The 17,044-nt window shown below is 67.0% G+C and carries 14 protein-coding genes and 1 pseudogene; 12 read left to right on the top strand and 3 right to left on the bottom strand.

Annotated elements, in window-relative coordinates:
- Positions 1 to 11 precede the first annotated feature (11 nt).
- The 6 genes from hpaE (at position 12) to QFZ46_RS14700 (ending at position 6,443) form a co-directional block, all read left to right on the top strand.
- Positions 12 to 1,508 carry a 5-carboxymethyl-2-hydroxymuconate semialdehyde dehydrogenase gene (hpaE, locus tag QFZ46_RS14725; RefSeq protein WP_307362875.1) on the top strand — a complete coding sequence of 499 codons (1,497 nt, stop codon included), beginning with the start codon at positions 12 to 14 and terminating at the stop codon, positions 1,506 to 1,508.
- Between the two features lie 34 nt (positions 1,509 to 1,542).
- Positions 1,543 to 2,706 (top strand): 3,4-dihydroxyphenylacetate 2,3-dioxygenase, encoded by a 1,164-nt coding sequence (gene hpaD / locus QFZ46_RS14720; protein WP_307362873.1) that lies wholly within the window; start codon positions 1,543 to 1,545, stop codon positions 2,704 to 2,706.
- Positions 2,707 to 2,714: 8 nt separating this feature from the next.
- Entirely contained in the window at positions 2,715 to 3,500 is a 786-nt protein-coding gene (locus QFZ46_RS14715; RefSeq protein WP_307362871.1) for a 2-keto-4-pentenoate hydratase, read from the top strand.
- A complete protein-coding gene (locus QFZ46_RS14710) occupies positions 3,485 to 4,294 on the top strand; it encodes an HpcH/HpaI aldolase family protein (RefSeq protein WP_307362868.1) in 810 nt (269 codons plus the stop codon). Before QFZ46_RS14715 ends, QFZ46_RS14710 begins: the two co-directional genes overlap by 16 nt.
- 137 nt (positions 4,295 to 4,431) lie before the next feature.
- The gene (locus QFZ46_RS14705; RefSeq protein WP_307362865.1) at positions 4,432 to 5,517 is read left to right on the top strand and encodes a M24 family metallopeptidase; all 1,086 of its coding nucleotides are present in this window, start codon (positions 4,432 to 4,434) and stop codon (positions 5,515 to 5,517) included.
- Positions 5,518 to 5,567: 50 nt separating this feature from the next.
- On the top strand, positions 5,568 to 6,443 hold the full coding sequence (locus QFZ46_RS14700) for a glycoside hydrolase family 43 protein (protein WP_307362863.1): 876 nt from the start codon (positions 5,568 to 5,570) through the stop codon (positions 6,441 to 6,443).
- Positions 6,444 to 6,467: 24 nt separating this feature from the next.
- Here the strand turns inward: QFZ46_RS14700 and QFZ46_RS14695 are convergent, their stop codons facing one another.
- The 3 genes from QFZ46_RS14695 to QFZ46_RS14685 form a co-directional block, all read right to left on the bottom strand.
- Positions 6,468 to 8,111 carry an MGH1-like glycoside hydrolase domain-containing protein gene (locus tag QFZ46_RS14695; protein ID WP_307362860.1) on the bottom strand — a complete coding sequence of 548 codons (1,644 nt, stop codon included), beginning with the start codon at positions 8,109 to 8,111 and terminating at the stop codon, positions 6,468 to 6,470.
- A 78-nt stretch (positions 8,112 to 8,189) separates the two neighbouring features.
- A complete protein-coding gene (locus QFZ46_RS14690) occupies positions 8,190 to 9,506 on the bottom strand; it encodes an ABC transporter substrate-binding protein (RefSeq protein WP_307362858.1) in 1,317 nt (438 codons plus the stop codon).
- 176 nt (positions 9,507 to 9,682) lie between these two features.
- The gene (locus QFZ46_RS14685) at positions 9,683 to 10,699 is read right to left on the bottom strand and encodes a LacI family DNA-binding transcriptional regulator (RefSeq protein ID WP_307362855.1); all 1,017 of its coding nucleotides are present in this window, start codon (positions 10,697 to 10,699) and stop codon (positions 9,683 to 9,685) included.
- Positions 10,700 to 10,860: 161 nt separating this feature from the next.
- On the opposite strand from QFZ46_RS14685, the gene QFZ46_RS14680 reads away from it, so the two are divergent.
- The 6 genes and pseudogenes from QFZ46_RS14680 (at position 10,861) to QFZ46_RS14655 (ending at position 16,988) form a co-directional block, all read left to right on the top strand.
- Positions 10,861 to 11,802, top strand: coding sequence for a carbohydrate ABC transporter permease (locus QFZ46_RS14680; RefSeq protein ID WP_307362852.1), 942 nt, complete (start codon positions 10,861 to 10,863; stop codon positions 11,800 to 11,802).
- Positions 11,792 to 12,704, top strand: a pseudogene (locus tag QFZ46_RS14675) (carbohydrate ABC transporter permease). The gene QFZ46_RS14680 and the pseudogene QFZ46_RS14675 overlap by 11 nt, the downstream one beginning before the upstream one ends.
- Positions 12,705 to 12,720: 16 nt before the next feature.
- A complete protein-coding gene (locus tag QFZ46_RS14670; protein ID WP_307362850.1) occupies positions 12,721 to 14,070 on the top strand; it encodes a Gfo/Idh/MocA family protein in 1,350 nt (449 codons plus the stop codon).
- On the top strand, positions 14,067 to 15,014 hold the full coding sequence (locus QFZ46_RS14665) for an NAD-dependent epimerase/dehydratase family protein (protein ID WP_307362847.1): 948 nt from the start codon (positions 14,067 to 14,069) through the stop codon (positions 15,012 to 15,014). The genes QFZ46_RS14670 and QFZ46_RS14665 overlap by 4 nt, the downstream gene beginning before the upstream one ends.
- The gene (locus QFZ46_RS14660; RefSeq protein ID WP_307362844.1) at positions 15,007 to 15,918 is read left to right on the top strand and encodes a 5-dehydro-4-deoxyglucarate dehydratase; all 912 of its coding nucleotides are present in this window, start codon (positions 15,007 to 15,009) and stop codon (positions 15,916 to 15,918) included. Before QFZ46_RS14665 ends, QFZ46_RS14660 begins: the two co-directional genes overlap by 8 nt.
- Positions 15,918 to 16,988, top strand: a complete 1,071-nt coding sequence (locus QFZ46_RS14655; RefSeq protein WP_307362842.1) for a mandelate racemase/muconate lactonizing enzyme family protein — start codon at positions 15,918 to 15,920, stop codon at positions 16,986 to 16,988. The genes QFZ46_RS14660 and QFZ46_RS14655 overlap by 1 nt, the downstream gene beginning before the upstream one ends.
- Positions 16,989 to 17,044: the final 56 nt, after the last annotated feature.

Genomic DNA, 17,044 nt, shown 5'->3' with positions numbered 1-17,044 from the left:
CCGGAGGAACCATGACTGATTCACGCATCCCCGCCGATCTTCCCGATCACATCCAGCACTACATCGACGGCGCGTTCGTCGACTCCGTCGACGGCGACACGTTCGACGTGCTCGATCCGGTGACCAACGAGAACTACACCACGGCATCCGCCGGCAAGAAGGCCGACATAGACCTTGCGGTCGCCTCCGCCAAGCGCGCATTCGACGAGGGTCCGTGGCCGAAGATGCTCCCCCGCGAGCGCTCACGCGTACTGCACAGGATCGCAGACATCGTCGAATCACGCGATCATCGCCTCGCCGAGCTGGAGAGCTACGACTCCGGCTTGCCGATCACGCAGGCTCTTGGCCAGGCTCGTCGCGCGGCCGAGAACTTCCGCTTCTTCGCCGACCTGATCGTCGCGCAGGCCGATGACACGTTCAAGGTTCCGGGCCGCCAGATCAATTACGTCAACCGCAAGCCGATAGGCGTCGCGGGCCTCATCACGCCATGGAACACGCCGTTCATGCTCGAGTCGTGGAAGCTCGGCCCCGCACTCGCGACGGGTAACACCGTCGTGCTGAAGCCCGCGGAGTTCACCCCGCTGTCGGCGTCGCTGTGGGCCGGGATCTTCGAGGAGGCGGGGCTGCCGAAGGGCGTCTTCAACCTCGTGAACGGCCTCGGTGAGGATGCCGGCGACGCGCTCGTGAAGCATCCTGACGTGCCACTCATCTCCTTCACCGGCGAGAGCTCGACGGGGCAGCTGATCTTCGCCAATGCCGCGCCGTACCTCAAGGGCCTCTCGATGGAGCTCGGTGGAAAGTCGCCGGCCGTCGTCTTCGCCGACGCCGATCTGGATGCAGCGGTCAACGCCACGATCTTCGGGGTGTTCTCCCTCAACGGCGAGCGCTGCACTGCCGGCAGCCGCATCCTCGTCGAGCAGTCGATCTACGACGAGTTCGTCGAGAAGTACGCAGCTCAGGCGAAGCGCGTGAAGGTCGGACTGCCGAACGACCCTGCCACCGAAGTTGGCGCTCTCGTGCACCCCGAGCACTACGAGAAGGTCATGAGCTACGTCGAGATCGGCAAGACCGAGGGGCGCCTCGTCGCCGGCGGTGGACGCCCTGAAGGTTTCGAGACCGGAAACTACGTCTCACCGACCGTGTTCGCCGATGTCTACCCCGACGCACGGATCTTCCAAGTGGAGATCTTCGGCCCCGTGGTCGCGATCACCCCGTTCACGAACGATGCCGAGGCGCTCGCTCTGGCGAACAACACGAAGTACGGTCTCGCGGCGTACATCTGGACGAACGATCTCAAGCGCGCCCACAACTTCGCCGGCGATCTCGAAGCGGGCATGGTGTGGCTGAACAGCAACAACGTGCGCGATCTCCGCACCCCGTTCGGCGGCGTGAAGGCCTCGGGTCTCGGTCACGAGGGCGGCTACCGCTCGATCGACTTCTACACCGACCAGCAGGCGGTGCACATCAATCTCGGCGAGGTCCACAACCCCGTCTTCGGAAAGAACTGATCCCCGAACCGGGCGCAGAAGCAAGGACGCTGACATGACCAACCGTGAAGACATGACTCTGACCTCCTCTGGCTACTACGTGAGCCAGGAGGCGCCGATCCACTCCGACAACCCCGTCGCGACGCCGACGAGCACGCCACCTGACATCCTCCGCTGCGCGTACATGGAGCTCGTGGTCACGGACCTCGCAGCATCCCGCCAGTTCTACGTCGACATCCTCGGCCTGTACGTCACCTCCGAAGACGATGAGGCGATCCACCTCCGCTCCACCGAGGAGTTCATCCACCACAACCTCGTGCTGCGCAAGGGCCCGATCGCTGCCGTGGCCGCCTTCAGCTACCGCGTGCGCAGCGCGGAGGACCTCGACCGCGCCGTCGAGTTCTACACCGAGCTCGGATGCCGTGTCGAGCGCCGTCCTGACGGATTCGTCACAGGCATCGGTGACTCGGTGCGCGTGGAGGACCCGCTCGGATTCCCGTACGAGTTCTTCTTCCAGGCCGATCACGTCGAGCGCATGTCGTGGCGCTACGACCTGCACACGCCGGGCGAGCTGGTGCGACTGGATCATTTCAACCAGGTCACCCCTGACGTGCCCCGCGCCGTGAAGTTCATGCAGGATCTCGGCTTCCGCGTGACCGAGGACATCCAGGACGAGGACGGCACGGTGTACGCGGCATGGATGCGCCGCAAGCCCACCGTGCACGACACAGCGATGACGGGTGGCGACGGGCCGCGGATGCATCACGTGTGCTTCGCCACGCACGAGAAGCACAACATCCTCGCCATCTGCGACAAACTCGGAGCCCTCCGCCGTTCCGATGCCATCGAGCGCGGGCCCGGACGCCACGGCGTCTCCAACGCGTTCTACCTCTACCTGCGCGATCCGGATGGCCACCGTGTCGAGATCTATACGCAGGACTACTACACGGGCGACCCGGACAACCCGGTCATCACCTGGGACGTGCACGACAACCAGCGCCGCGACTGGTGGGGCAATCCCGTCGTGCCCTCCTGGTACACCGACGCGTCGCTCGTGCTCGACCTCGACGGCAACCCGCAGCCCGTCGTCGCCCGCACCGACGACAGCGAGATGGCCGTCACGATCGGCGCCGACGGATTCTCGTACACTCGTCCAGAAGACGAGTCTGCGATTCCCGAGTACAAACAGGGCGAATACAAGCTCGGCCACCAGCTCTAGGAGGACGGATGCTGTCACCCGATGCGATCGAGCAGATCGCAGACGAGCTCGCCACCGCCGAGCAGAGCAGAACGGTGATCCCGAGGATCACGTCGCGGTTTCCGGATGCCACGATCGAGGACTCCTATGCCATCCAAGGCATATGGCGGGATAAGAACCTCGCCGCGGGGCGAAGGCTGGTCGGGCGGAAGATCGGACTGACCTCGAAAGCCATGCAGCAGGCGACCGGCATCACCGAGCCCGACTACGGGGTGATGTTCGACGACACCGTGTACGCGTCGGGCTCGGACATCCCGTTCGATGACTTCTCGAACGTGCGCATCGAGGTCGAGCTCGCGTTCGTGCTGAAGGCGCCGCTGGAAGGACCGGACTGCACCCTCGACGATGCACTCGCGGCGATCGACTACGCCGTCCCAGCGCTCGAAGTGCTCAACTCGCACATCGAACTAGAGGGCCGCACGATCGTCGACACGATCAGCGACAACGCCGCATACGGTGCGATGGTGCTGGGTGACGTGCGCAAGCGCCCCGACGAGATCGACTTGCGCTGGGTGCCAGGCGTCCTCTCCCGCAACGGCGAGATCGAGGAGACCGGCGTCGCAGCCGGAGTGCTCGGCCACCCCGCCACCGGGGTGGCGTGGCTCGCCAACAAGTTCCACCAGCACGACGCACGGCTCGAGGCCGGGGAGATCATCCTGGCCGGCTCCTTCACTCGCCCGATGTGGGTGCACCGTGGCGACACCGTGCTGTGCGACTACCGAGAGATGGGAACCATCGAATGCCGCTTCCTCTGAACCCCGCGCCGTCGTTCCGCGACCGGCTCACGGCGTCGGGACGACCATTGGTCGGCGCGTGGATCTGCTCGGGAAGCCCGATCGCCGCAGAGATCGTCGCGGGCTCCGGTCTCGACTGGACGCTGATCGACGGCGAGCACAGTCCTATCGGACTGGAGTCCACCCTCTCGCTGCTGCAGGCCGTCGCACCGTACCCGATCACCCCGGTGGTGCGGATGCCTTCGGCGGACGCGACGCTGATCAAGCAGTTCCTCGACCTCGGGGCGCAGAATCTGCTCGTGCCGATGGTGAATTCCGCAGAGGAGGCGGCAGCCGCTGTCGCCGCCACGCGCTATCCGCCGCTCGGTACCAGAGGGGTCGGCAGCGCGCTGGCGCGTGCTGCACGATTCAACCGCATCGAGAACTACCTGCAGCGTGCACACGAGATCACCTCGCTCACCGTGCAGGTGGAGACGGAAGCTGCGGTCCGCAACGCCGGCGCGATCGCCGCAGTCGAAGGAGTCGACGCGGTGTTCATCGGCCCGAGCGACCTCGCTGCATCCATGGGACTGCTCGGCCAACAGGAGCATCCGGACGTCATCGCCGCCGTCGAGCGGACGATCACCGCTGTGCGCGAAGCCGGGAAGCCGGTTGGCGTCAACGCGTTCGCACCGGCGACCGCGCGCCGCTACCTCGACGCCGGCGCTTCCTTCGTTCTCGTCGCCGCCGACGTGTCGATCCTGGCCCGTGCCACCGAGAAGCTCGCAGCCGACTGGATCCCCGAGGAGGGTGTCTCCGCGCGGCAGAGCTACTGACGCCACTCCCCCTGACGCGCCGACGAGATCTGTCCCATCTGCGATGCGAGAAGGGAATGACTGAGCGTCGAGATGTGTGAAAGCGGTTTCTCCACTAGTGTGGCGACGTCCGATTCTTTCCATGCAGAGGAGTAGCGGTGCTGAGCCACACAGGTACGTACGCCGGAACCTGTTCGGTGACCCCCACCGCAGATCGTGCGGCGAAGCACGATCGCCTCGTCAGGATCCTCGACGAGCACGGGGCCGATTCGATGACCCTGTCCCGCCCGGAGAACCTCTCCTGGTACTTCGACGGCGCGCGCACCGCGGTACCCCTCGGGGGCGCGCCGGTGTTCTCCGCAGTGATCCACCGCGACGGTGCTGCCGTGGTCACGGCGCTCGAGAACGAGGCGGAGCGACTCGCCACGGAGGAGATCGGCGGTGCCGAGGTCCGTGCCGTCCCGTGGTTCACCGACCTCACCACGATCGCACCGGAAAGCCTCCGAGACACGGATGCCGTGGCAGCACTGCGTCAGGCCCGCGCCGCGCTCCTGCCGGTCGAGCGCGAGCGGTACCGCGTGCTCGGACGCGACGCCGCGGCGGCGATGACGCACGTGCTGCAGCAGTGCCACCCCCGGATGCCCGAGTACGAAGTGGCTGCTGAGCTCGCGCACGCCGTCCTCTCCACGGGCGCGGAGCCGTCGGTGATCCTCATCGCCGGGGCGGCGCGCTGCGGCATCCAGCATCCGCTGCCGACATCGGCCGCGATCGGCGACCGCGTCATGGTCGTCCTCACCGCGAAGCGCTTCGGCCTGCATATGAGCCTGACGCGGTGGGCACGATTCACCGGCGCGGAGACCGCAGCCGAGATCGCCATCCGCGAGGTCGAGGCCGATGTCTTCGCCGCGACGCGACCAGGACGCGAGCTGCGCGAGGTTCTCGACGACATCGCGACCGCGTACGCCACTCATGGCCTCGGAACAGCCGATCGGCCCGCGTGGCGCGAGCATCATCAGGGTGGCCCCACCGGCTACCTCGGCAGGGATCCCAAGGCCGATCCCACCACGACGACGCTCGTCGCCGCAGGCGGGGCCTTCGCGTGGAATCCCTGGACCCCGCACGCGAAGGTCGAGGACACGGTCATCGTCGACGCGGACGGTGTCGACATCCTCTCCGTCGATCCGGTGTGGCCGACCGTCGACGTCCGGGGGCTCCGCCGCCCCGCAGCCCTCGACCTCTCCTGACAACAGACCACCTCCCGGCGTGCCATCGCCGGCGACCCCAGGAGCATCACATGCGCCTCGACGACATCCAGATCCGCGATCCCTTCGTCCTCACCGTCCCCGGCGAAGAGCGATCATGGCTGTTCGGCAGCACCGATGCGAACATCTGGAGCGGTGCCGCGACCGGATTCGACACCTACTGGACGACCGACTTCGACGAATGGCACGGGCCGCTGCCGGCGTTTCGCCCGGCGGAGGACTTCTGGTCGCATACGCAGTACTGGGCTCCGGAGGTGCACGCCTACCGCGGCGCGTATTACATGTTCGCGACGTTCACCGCCGAAGGCCGACGTCGCGGTACGCAGGTCCTGCGATCGTCGAGGCCCGAGGGCCCGTACGAGCCGTGGTCGGATGGCCCGCTGACGCCGCACGATTGGGAGTGCCTGGACGGCACGCTGTACGTCGAGGACGGCGCTGCCCACCTCGTCTTCTGCCACGAGTGGAAGGACGTCGGAGACGGCGAGATCCACGCCGTGAGGCTGAGCGACGACCTGCGCATCACCGTCGGCGAACCGGTGCTGCTGTTCCGTGCCTCCGACGCCCCTTGGGCGCGCTCGATACCGAGACCCGAGTTCGATGAGGTGTTCGTCACGGACGGCCCGTCGATGCATCGCACGACCAACGGGCGCCTCCTGATGCTGTGGTCGAGCTTCGGCGATTCCGGGTACGCGATGGGCGTCGCGACGTCGGCATCGGGTGGTGTCCTCGGACCGTGGACGCAGAGCGCGGACGCGATCTGGCCTGCCGACGGCGGACACGGCATGATCTTCGCGGCTCCCGACGGACAGCTGTTCCTCACGTTGCACACGCCGAACCGCACACCGGACGAGCGTGCGCGATTCTTCCCCCTCGAAGAGACGGCAGAAGGGCTGCGGCTGCAGCGCTGAACGGCGCGAGCGCGAGCCGGTACCTCAGGCGAAGACGGGACCGACGAACTCGACCTCGACGCGCTCCGATGGGACTCCCCCGGCGAAAGCGACGCGCTCGTTCGGTGCGACGCTCAGAGCGATCGTCCCGCTCGGCAGGCTCAGCTCGCCCGCCACGGGTTGCGCCGTGAGCCCGATGACCGCGCGCACGTCTCCCCCTTCGTCGGTCACCACGCGCCACCCGCGGGGGAACGAAAACGCGGGCGCACCGTCGCGGAACACCTCGACGAGATCGTCGTCGGCCACCAGCTCCCACTCGACGCCGTGCACGGTCCTCGCGTATCCCACCGCTTCGGCAGCCGCGCCGTGGTCGAGCCTCGTCGGCGCCAAACCGGAGAACCAGATCTCTCCGTCCGGTCGTACGAGCACTCCGCTGTGGCGTTCCACCGCGTCGAGGAACCACAGGATCGACGGGGAGTACACCTCGGTGTAGCCCGCAGCGCCGGACCACGGATCGAGGCACTGGGGAAAGCGATCGGCCACGGCGAGAGCGGCGAGCACCGGCGATGACGTCAGAGCGAGCTCGGCGACGTGACCATGGCGTTCGAAGGCGTCCGGGGCGCGCAGCTGTGCGAGGAAGTTCACCGGGCCGCCCCAGGAATTGCGCGAGGAGTCATGGTCGAACCTCGGGTCGTCCATCGCCACGGTCGTGAAGCCGTAGTGCGCGAGGAACTTGCCGGTGTTCATCAGGTAGCGGCGCAGGCTGGCGGCGAAGAACGACTCGTCGCCCACCTCGCACGCCAGGACCCGTGCGAGCACATCGGTCTGGATGCGCACGTGCCGACCCGAGCGGTCCCTGTCGTAGTAGAAGCCGTCATCCTCGTGGAAGCACTGCTCGTGCAGCGCCTCGAGCGACGCCTGTGCGGCGTCCCGCCATGCCTGACCGTCCTCGCCCAGCTCCTCTGCGATGAGTCCGAGATAGGTGCGCTGGCACGCGACGTTCGCCGTGAGGTCGGGCGCCGCATACGGGATACCCGATGCGGCGGGATCGTACTCGCGGGCGTCTGCGCGGAATGCGCGATCAGGGGCGAACCAGAACCGGGGAGAGAGGTCGTGCCCGGTGTCGAAGGTGCAGAACGCCTCCACGGCGCCCGTCCCCCTGGAGTCGCGGTAGCGCGCGAGCCATGAGTCGTAGCGGACCATCACCGGGTACATCGTCTGCAGCAGCTCACGATCGCCCGTCGACGCGAAATGACGCCACACGACCCTGGCGAGCGGCGTGACGATCTGGATCTGGCTGAAGCCGGCGCCGTCAGCGGTCACCTTGTACGGGATCATCCCGTCATCGCGCTGGTGCTCGGCGAACAGCAGCAACGTGGCCTTGGCGATCTGCGGCGCGAACCGCCCGAGCACCTCGACGTTGATCGTCCCCGTGCTCTCGAGCCACGAACCGTGGTAGACGCCGCCTTCGTTGAGCACCGGAGCGCTGCCGGCGAGCGGCCGGATGCAGCGGTCGAGCTCGGCGAGCGCAGTGTGCCAGCGCTCCTCCAGCGGACCGCCGAGTGCGACGAACCGCACGGAGGATGCCGCCAGCTCGATGCCGAGCGGCGATCCCGCGATGTCCGCGCTCGCGGCCGGCTCTGAGGCTCTCAGCCGTCGAAGGGCCCGCGCCCGTGAGTCCTCGGTCATCATTCCCCTTCGTCATCCGTGTGCACGGGTGCGGACGACGACGCGTGTCGCCGTCCGCACCCGTGCCGCTTCGGAGCCTTACTGCAGAGCCACTCCGAGCTCGTCCACCCACTGCTGCCCTGCTTGCTCGGGCGTGGCCTTGCCGAACAGCACGTCGGATTCCATCCGCTGCGACAATTCATTCATGATCGCACCGCCTGCGGGCTGCGGAGGTGCGACGACGCCCTCCTCGAGCACGACGTCGACGTAGTCGGCCGCGACCTGTCCCGGCTCGCTCAGCAGCGGCGCGACGACGGCGAGCGTGTCGGGGTTGAACGGCACACCGCGTGTGTCGAGAATGAGCTCCGCCGCAGCCGGCTCGTTCAGGAACCAGTCGACCAGCAGTGCAGCAGCCTCGGGGTGAGGTGTCGCCGCGTTGATGGCCCAGAACGCCGACGGGAGCAGCGCGACGCCCGAGGTCTCCGTCGATGTGGGCGGCAGCATCATCTGCACGTTCTCGCCCGCCGTGGCGTACGCGCCCATGAGGTTGCTGTAGCCGAACGTGACGGCGGCCTGGCCGAGCGTGAACGGCTGCTGGTCAGGCGGAAGCTGCCAGTTTGCCGTGACCACGGACGGGTCGGGCAGGCCACCGCCATCGGCGAGCTGCTGCTCGATCTCGTACCAGCCGGTGATGTCCTCCGCGGTGACATCGAGAGCACCCTCCCAGTCGTACATGCCGAGTTCGCTGACCTGGCCGGAGTACGTGCCGATGATGTCGCCGATGCGCAGATCGAGGCCGTAGATCTGCTGGCCCGCCGCATTGGTGAGCCCTGCGCTGCCGATCGCGTTGGCGGCCTCGATCAGATCGTCCCAGTCCCAGCCTTCGCTCGGCACCTCTACTCCGGCCTGCTCGAAGATGTCGACGTTCACGAACGCCGCGGTGGCGTTGCCGCCGGTCGGCAGCCCGTACAGGGTGTCGTCGACCTGGGCGTTGGTCAGCGAGAAGTCGGGGTAGTTGCTGTAGTCCACCTGTTCGCTCACTGTCGACAGGTCGAGCAGAGCACCGAGTTCGCCGTACTCCTGCGGCTTGGCTCCGCCGAGGGCGAAGACATCCGGTGCCGTGTCCCCACCGCCGGCGAAGTCCGTCGCGAGGCGGTTGAACAGGTCATCGGGGGCGCCGACGGGGGTCTCCACGACCGTGATGTTGGGATACTCGGCCTCGAACAGATCGATGACCTCGGCGAACATGGTGGCGCGGGCGTCGTCGCCCCACCAGGACATCTCGAGTTCGATCTCCTCATCGGGGTCGAATTCGCCGCCGCCGGCCTGAGAGCCGCCAGAGCAGCTGGTGAGTACGAGCGCTGTGGCGACGGCGATCGAGCCGATGGCCGCGCGGGAGCGTAGGTTACGCGTCATTGCGCCTCTTTCGGGTTGTGGCCGCCATCGTGGTGGCGACCGAGTGAGTTACGGATGTCAGTCAGCGGAGAAACCGCTTTCACGTGAAGTTAGCATCACGCGTATGACCTGTCAACGGATTCTGCGGAGACGACAACAAAACGGTATCTCGGCGCTGTAGAGGAGGCGCGGCAGGGTCAGTCTTCGTCGACGGCTGGCGCGGCACCGGTGGAATCGCGCGTCTCGACCCGTGGCTGGAACACCACGTTGTGACCCGGCTGTTCGCCGTTCATGAGCGCGCGCATCCGCTGCCACGCCAGCACGCCGAGCTCGGAATGCGACACCGATGCCGTCGTCAGCGCCGGCGCGACGTACTGCGCCAGCGGGATGTCGTCGAAACCCGTCACCGAGAGGTCGTCCGGCACGCGCACCCCCAGCGCCCGCAACCCTCCGATCAGCCCGATGGCGACGAGATCGTTGAATGCGAGCGCCGCAGTGACGCCGCTGTCGCGCACAGCCGGCGCCGCCGCCCTGCCGTCCTCCGAACCGGCACCGGCGGGGACGCGCTCTATCCGCACATCCGGGTGCTCTCGGAGGAAATCATCGAGTCCGCGCTCACGGTGGGCATTCGAGGCGCTGCGCTCCGGACCGTACACATAGGCCAGGGAACGATGCCCCAGATCGTACAGATGCTGCGCGAGCGCGGCGATCCCCGCACGATAGTCGATCGCCAGCGATGGCGCCGCGATCCCCGGCACGCTGCGATTGACGAGTACCAGGGGGTGAAGTTGCGCGGCGAGCGCGGCGAGCTCTTCCTCCGGCATGCGCGGCGCGCACAGCACGATCGCGTCCGTTCGACGACGGATCTCGACCGACAACGGCCCCTCCTCGGAGGGGGTCTCCCCCGAGTCGGCGACGAGAACGCGATAGCCGTCAAGCGCGGCTGTCTTGCTGAGTCCGGCGAGCACAGACTGGAAAGCCGGGTTCGCGAGGTCAGGCACGACGAACGCGATCGCGTGTGTGCGCCCCAGCGCCAGGCTGCGGGCCAGCGGGCTGGGCGCGTATGCGAGTTCGCGCGCCGCCTCGCGAACACGCTCGGCGACATCCGGCTCGCCGCCGAAGCGCCCGTTCATCACCCTCGACACGGTCGCGGGCGATACGCCTGCATTCCGCGCCACATCGGCGATCGTGACACTCCCGCGGTGCGCGGTCATCGTCGTCCCTCCCGGCCGGGCGGGTGCCCGATCAGTGCCACCATACCGGCGTCGGCTTGACGGATCGCCTCGGACACGTCAATAATCGGATCATTCGTGAAACCGCTTTCTCGAGAACATCCGATTCTTCTCGAGAGCGAGAGATCTGACAAGGAGGTCACGTGAGCAGTCTCGGCGAACTTCGCACCATAGCGCGTTCTCGACGCGCCGGAAGTGGGCGCGTCAAAGAGAAGTACCCCGACAACAAGGCGGCGCTGGTATTCCTGCTGCCCTGGCTCGTGGGGCTTCTGGGCCTCACGATCGGTCCGATCATCGCCTCCCTCTACCTGTCGTTCACCGACTACAACCTTCTGCAGCCCCCGGTCTGGTCGGGCCTGAGCAACTTCTTCGAGATGTTCGGCGACGCCCGGTTCTGGAACTCGGTCCGCGTCACGATGATCTACGTCTTCGTCGGTGTCCCTCTGCAGCTCGCCCTGGCACTCGGCCTGGCGATCCTGCTGGACAAGGGCATGCGCGGGCTCTCGTTCTACCGTTCGATCTTCTATCTGCCCTCGCTCCTCGGCGGATCCGTGGCGATCGCGATCCTGTGGCGTCAGGTCTTCGGCAAGGACGGCATCGTCAACGGCTTCCTCGCGTGGTTCGGCATCGACGGTCCTGGGTGGATCGGGCATCCGGACTTCGCACTCGGCACGCTCATCGTGCTGCACATCTGGACGTTCGGCTCGCCGATGGTGATCTTCCTCGCCGGCCTTCGCCAGATCCCGGAGATGTACTACGAAGCGGCGTCGATGGACGGCGCCGGCCGGATCCGTCAGTTCTTCGCCATCACCTTCCCGCTGCTGACCCCGGTCATCTTCTTCAACCTCGTGCTGCAGATCATCTTCGCGTTCCAGTCGTTCACGCAGGCCTACGTGGTCTCGGGAGGGACCGGCGGGCCGAGCGATTCGACGATGTTCTTCACGCTTCTGCTCTACAAGGAGGCCTTCACCGAACTCGACATGGGGTACGCATCCGCGATGTCCTGGTTCCTGCTCGTCGTGATCGCCGCCTTCACCGCGTTCAACTTCTGGCTTTCGAAGTATTGGGTGTTCTATGACGACTGAGACCGAGACCCTCCTGCGGCCGAATCGCCCCGACCGGCCGGCGCGCCGGTTCGTCGGCCCCCGGTCCCGCCTCCCTCAGCGGATGCGTTCGATCGGCAAGCATGTGATGCTCACCGGCGTCTCACTGCTGATGATCTACCCGCTCATCTGGCTCGTGGTGTCCAGCCTGAAGCCCAACGATCAGATCTTCCGCGACCTGAGCGTCTTCACCACCGACCTCACTCTGGAGAACTACAGCAACGGATGGAATGACCTCCAAGCACCGTTCGGCGTCTTCCTGGTGAACTCGTCGATCATCGCGCTCGGCGCGATCGTGGGGAACCTGGTGTCCTGCTCGATGGCCGCGTACGCGTTCGCGCGGTTGAAGTTCCGCGGTCGCACCCCTCGCGTTCACGCTGATGCTCGGATCGATCATGCTGCCCTTCCAGGTGCTCATGGTGCCGCAGTTCCTGATCTTCAAGGAGCTGGGCTGGCTCAACACCTTCCTGCCGCTGGTCGCACCGAAGTTCCTGGCCACCGAGGCGTTCTTCGTGTTCCTGATGGTGCAGTTCATCCGCGGGTTGCCCAAGGAGCTGTTCGAAGCGGCCCGCATGGACGGTGCAGGACACTTCCGCAGCTACTTCCAGATCACGTTGCCGCTGATCGTCCCGTCGCTCGCGACCACGGCGATCTTCACCTTCATCTGGACCTGGGGCGACTTCTTCGGACCGCTCATCTACGTGCGGCTGCCGGAGCTGTTCCCGGCATCCCTCGCGTTGAAGGGATTCCTCGACGCGCAATCCAGCTCCGACTACGGCTCGATGTTCGCGATGAGCGTCGTCTCGCTCCTGCCCCTGTTCCTCGTCTTCCTGTTCGGTCAGCGCTTCCTCATCAAGGGCGCAGCGACCTCAGGCATCAAGTGATCGGAAGAACCCTCGAATGACCCGCCGCCGCTACGCCCTCATCGGAACAGGCTCCCGCGCCCAGATGTACCTCGAGGCGATCGCATCCACGCACGCCGACGTGGCTCAGCTCGTCGCCTGGTCCGACACCAACCCCGGCCGAGCGCAGTGGTCATTGGACCGCCACCCCGCTCTCGGCTCGCCGGCGTGGTTCGCGCCCGATGACCTCGCCGACGCCGTGCGCACGCACCGCATCGACAGGGTAATCATCACCTCCCCTGACTTCACGCACGCCGACCACATCGTCACGGCTCTGGATGCCGGAGCGGATGTCGTCGTCGAGAAGCCGTTGACGACCGACGAAGAGGGCGTGCGACGCATCGCAGAGGCGGTGGAGCGCACCGGACGCGATGTCACCATCACCTTCAACTACCGATACTCGCCGCGCAACACAGAGCTCAAGCGCGTCATCGCCGCCGGCGAGATCGGTGAGGTCACCGGCATCCACTTCGAATGGGTGCTCGACACCGCGCATGGAGCCGATTACTTCCGTCGCTGGCACCGCATCAAGGAGAAGTCGGGCGGACTGCTCATCCACAAGTCGAGCCATCACTTCGACCTCGTCAACTGGTGGACGGCCGATGTGCCCGCCCGCGTGTTCGCGTCGGGAGGACTGCGCTTCTACGGCGCGCAGAACGCCGCGAAGCGCGGACTCGCCGCCCGGCCCGAACGCGGCACGACGGATTCTCCCCTCCGGGACGCGTTCAGTCTCGATCTGCGCACGGATGCGACCTGGAAGGGCCTCTACCTCGACCAGGAGCAGCACGACGGGTACCTGCGCGATCGTGACGTGTTCGATGAGGGCATCACGATCGAGGACAACCTGTCGCTCGTGGTGGACTACGCCGGAGGCGCCTCCATGTCGTACTCGCTCAACGCGCACTCCCCGTGGGAGGGCTACACCGTCGCGATCAACGGTACGCTCGGCCGGGCCGAGCTGACGGTCGTCGAACGCGGAACAGTGCTCGTGGACGAAGACGGCCGCACGGTGGTCGATCCCAGCGCACGGCCCGATCTCGTCGCGGACGACGCCACCCGCCCGGTCTCGGAGCGTCTCGTCGTGCAGCGGCACTTCCAACCTGCGCGTGAAGTTCCGATCCCTGAGGGGATCGGCGGACACGGTGGTGGCGACGCCGTGCTGCTGCGCGACGTCTTCGTCGGCGCGCAGCCCGATCCGCTCGGGCGCACGGCGGACTGGGGCGACGGGGTACGCAGCATGGTGGTCGGACTCGCCGGCAACCGCTCGCTCGCCGACGATCGCGCGGTGCGCATCGATGAACTCGATCTCGGTCCGGCCGGCGCCGCTCTCGCCGGCTTCGCGCAGTGAAGGCCGGCGATCGCGTCATCGTCACCGGCGGCGCCGGACGGCTCGGACGCAGCGTCGTACGCGCACTGGCGGACGCCGGATACGAGGTAGTCTCCATCGACAGGGCGACGGCGCCCGACCTTCCCGCCGAGCAGCGAGAGGTAGACCTCCTCGATCCAGCCGCCACGCGATCCGCGTTCGCGCAGCTCGCGCCCGTCGCCGTCGTCCATCTCGCGGCCATCGCGGTACCGGGCGCGTTGCCAGACCCAGAGGTGTTCGACGTCAACACGCGCCTGGCTTGGAACGTGCTGGAGGCGACCGTGGCTGCCGGCGCAGGCGCGCTGCTCGTCGCTTCCAGTCCGACCGTGATCGGCTACGGTTCGCCATCGGGCTGGAGTCCGTCGTATCTGCCGCTGGACGAGCAGCATCCGCTCGCCCCCTGGAACGGCTACGCAGTCTCCAAGGTGGCGATCGAGCAGATCGTCCGGATGGCCGTGCGCCGCAACGGCGACACCATGCGCTTCGGCACCTTCCGCCCCTGTTACGTCATAGCTCCTGAGGAATGGGAAGGCGCGCAGACGCAGCAGGGCCACACCGTCGCCGAGCGTCTCGCCGATCCGACGCTCTCCGCAGTAGCGCTGTTCAACTACATTGATGCCCGCGACGCCGGCGACTTCGTGCGCAGCTGGCTCGAGCACGCATCGGACATCCCGAACGGGGAGGTGTTCTTCGTCGGCGCTCCGGACTCGCTGCTGGATTCACCCACAGGTCCCGCTCTGGCGGCCCTCGTGCCCGGCACGTCCGAGCAGGCGGCGAGTCTGCCGAGCGACGCCGCGGTCTTCTCATCGGCGCGCGCGGAGCGGCTGCTCGGCTGGCGTGCGCGGCACACCTGGCGCAGCGAACTCCGCGACGCCGCGACATCCATCACCCCGATCGATCATCCGCAGGAGTCCTCCCGTGCCTGAGCTCACCATCCCCGACCGCGTGCTCTACTTCCCGGTCACCGCCTTCGACGAAAAGGATCGCGTCGACGTCGATCTCGTCGAGCAGCACATCGCCGAGCGCGTCGAGCACGCGCCGGGCGCGGTGTTCGCCGCGTGCGGCACGGGGGAATTCCACACGCTCTCCGCCAGTGAGAACGCCGCAGTCGTGGGCGCCGCTGTGAGAGCGTCGAAAGGCAGAGTTCCTGTGCTCGCCGGCGCCGGCGGCCCGCTCGGTCACGCGATCGAGTGTGCGCAGGAAGCGCAGGAGCAGGGTGCTGAGGGCCTTCTCGTGCTTCCGCCCTATCTGGTCGGCGCTCCCCAACAGGGCCTCATCACTTACGTGGAGCGCATCGCCGCCGCCACCGAACTGCCGCTCATCGTCTATCACCGTGCGAACGCGCAGTTCCACCCTGATTCGATCGGCGCACTGCTGCGCCTGCCGCAGGTCGTCGGCATCAAGGACGGCGTCGGCGATCTCGCCGTCGCACAGCAGTTCGTCCGCCGGGCACAGGCATCCGGTCGCGACATCCTGTTCTTCAACGGCCTCCTCACAGCAGAGATGACCCAGGCCGCCTACGCCGCGATCGGCGTGCCGATGTACTCATCGGCCGTCTTCGCAATGGCACCCGAGATCGCTGTCGCGTTCTTCACCGCGCTGCGCGCGGGCGATGTCGACGCGCAGCACCGGCTGCTCGACGGCTTCTACTCACCGCTGATCGCGCTGCGCGATGAGGTGCCAGGCTTCGCCGTGTCCCTCATCAAAGCCGGGGTCCGACTGGGCGGGCTGCCTGTGGGATCGGTGCGCGCACCGCTCATCGATCCGACGGGCGCGCAGGTCGAACGTCTCGCACAACTGCTCGCCGACGGCAGGGAGCTCGTGGCGTGATGACGGATGCAGTCCCGGCGATCGCGGACGTCCGAACCCGACTCATCCGTATTCCGCTGAGTCGTCCGTGGGGCAAGGATGTCACCGACATCCGTGTCGTCGAAGTGACCGTCGTCTGCGACGACGGCAGCGATGGGCACGGCTTCTCGTGGACGCCGTCGATCGGGGGCACCGCCGTACAGGCGATGCTCGACGATGACCTCGCGCCGTTCCTGCGCGGTCGGCCGGCGGTCCCCGAACTATGGAGTGACGCGTGGGCGCATCTGCACGAGGCGGGCGGCGGCGGCGTGACGACGATCGCACTCGCCGGTGTCGATCTCGCTCTCTGGGACAGACGGGCGCGAGTCGCAGGCACGAGCGTGACAGGAGTGCTCGGCCGGAACCATAGCCGGCTGCCCGTGTACGGGAGCGGCGTGAACCTGCACTACACGCTCGATGAGCTGGTCGCACAGACCGAGCGCTGGGTGAGTGCAGGAAATGAGGCTGTGAAGATCAAGGTCGGCCGGCCCGACCCTGCGGAGGATCTCGACCGCGTCGCGGCGGTGCGATCGGTGATCGGACCCGATCGCCGTCTGCTCGTCGACGCCAATCAGCGCTGGGATCTGGACACCGCGACCCGACGGATCCAGTCGCTGTCCGTCCATGGCCTCGGCTGGGTGGAAGAGCCGCTGCGCGCTGATGATCTCGCCGGCCATGCCGAGCTGCGCCGACGCATCGATGTGCCGGTCGCGCTGGGCGAGAACCTGCACACCGTCCACCGCTTCCGGGATTTCCTGGACGCGGGCGCCGTGGACGTCGTCCAGCCCAACGTCATCCGGGTGGGCGGGATCACCCCGTTCCTGCGGATCGCCGAGCTCGCCAGGGAGAGACGCGTGGAACTCGCACCCCATCTGCTCCCCGAGCTCTCGGCACAGGTGGCCTTCGCACTACCGGAGCAGAATTGGATAGAGGATGTCGAGGATGCCGGATTCGCCGCACTCGGAGCGTTGAGCGAGCCCACCGGGCTCGACATCGCGAACGGCTGGATCACGGGCCGACCGGGACTCGGACTCGGACTCCGGTTCCACTGAACATCGCCGCGAACGCACGCACACACACGCGCGAACGCACGCACGCACCAGGAGGA

Origin of the sequence: Microbacterium murale (assembly GCF_030815955.1) — a bacterium.
In the GTDB taxonomy this organism is placed as follows: Bacteria; Actinomycetota; Actinomycetes; order Actinomycetales; family Microbacteriaceae; genus Microbacterium; species Microbacterium murale_A.
The sequence above is the reverse complement of the archived record's forward strand: the minus strand, read 5'-3'. Positions and strand labels throughout refer to the sequence as shown.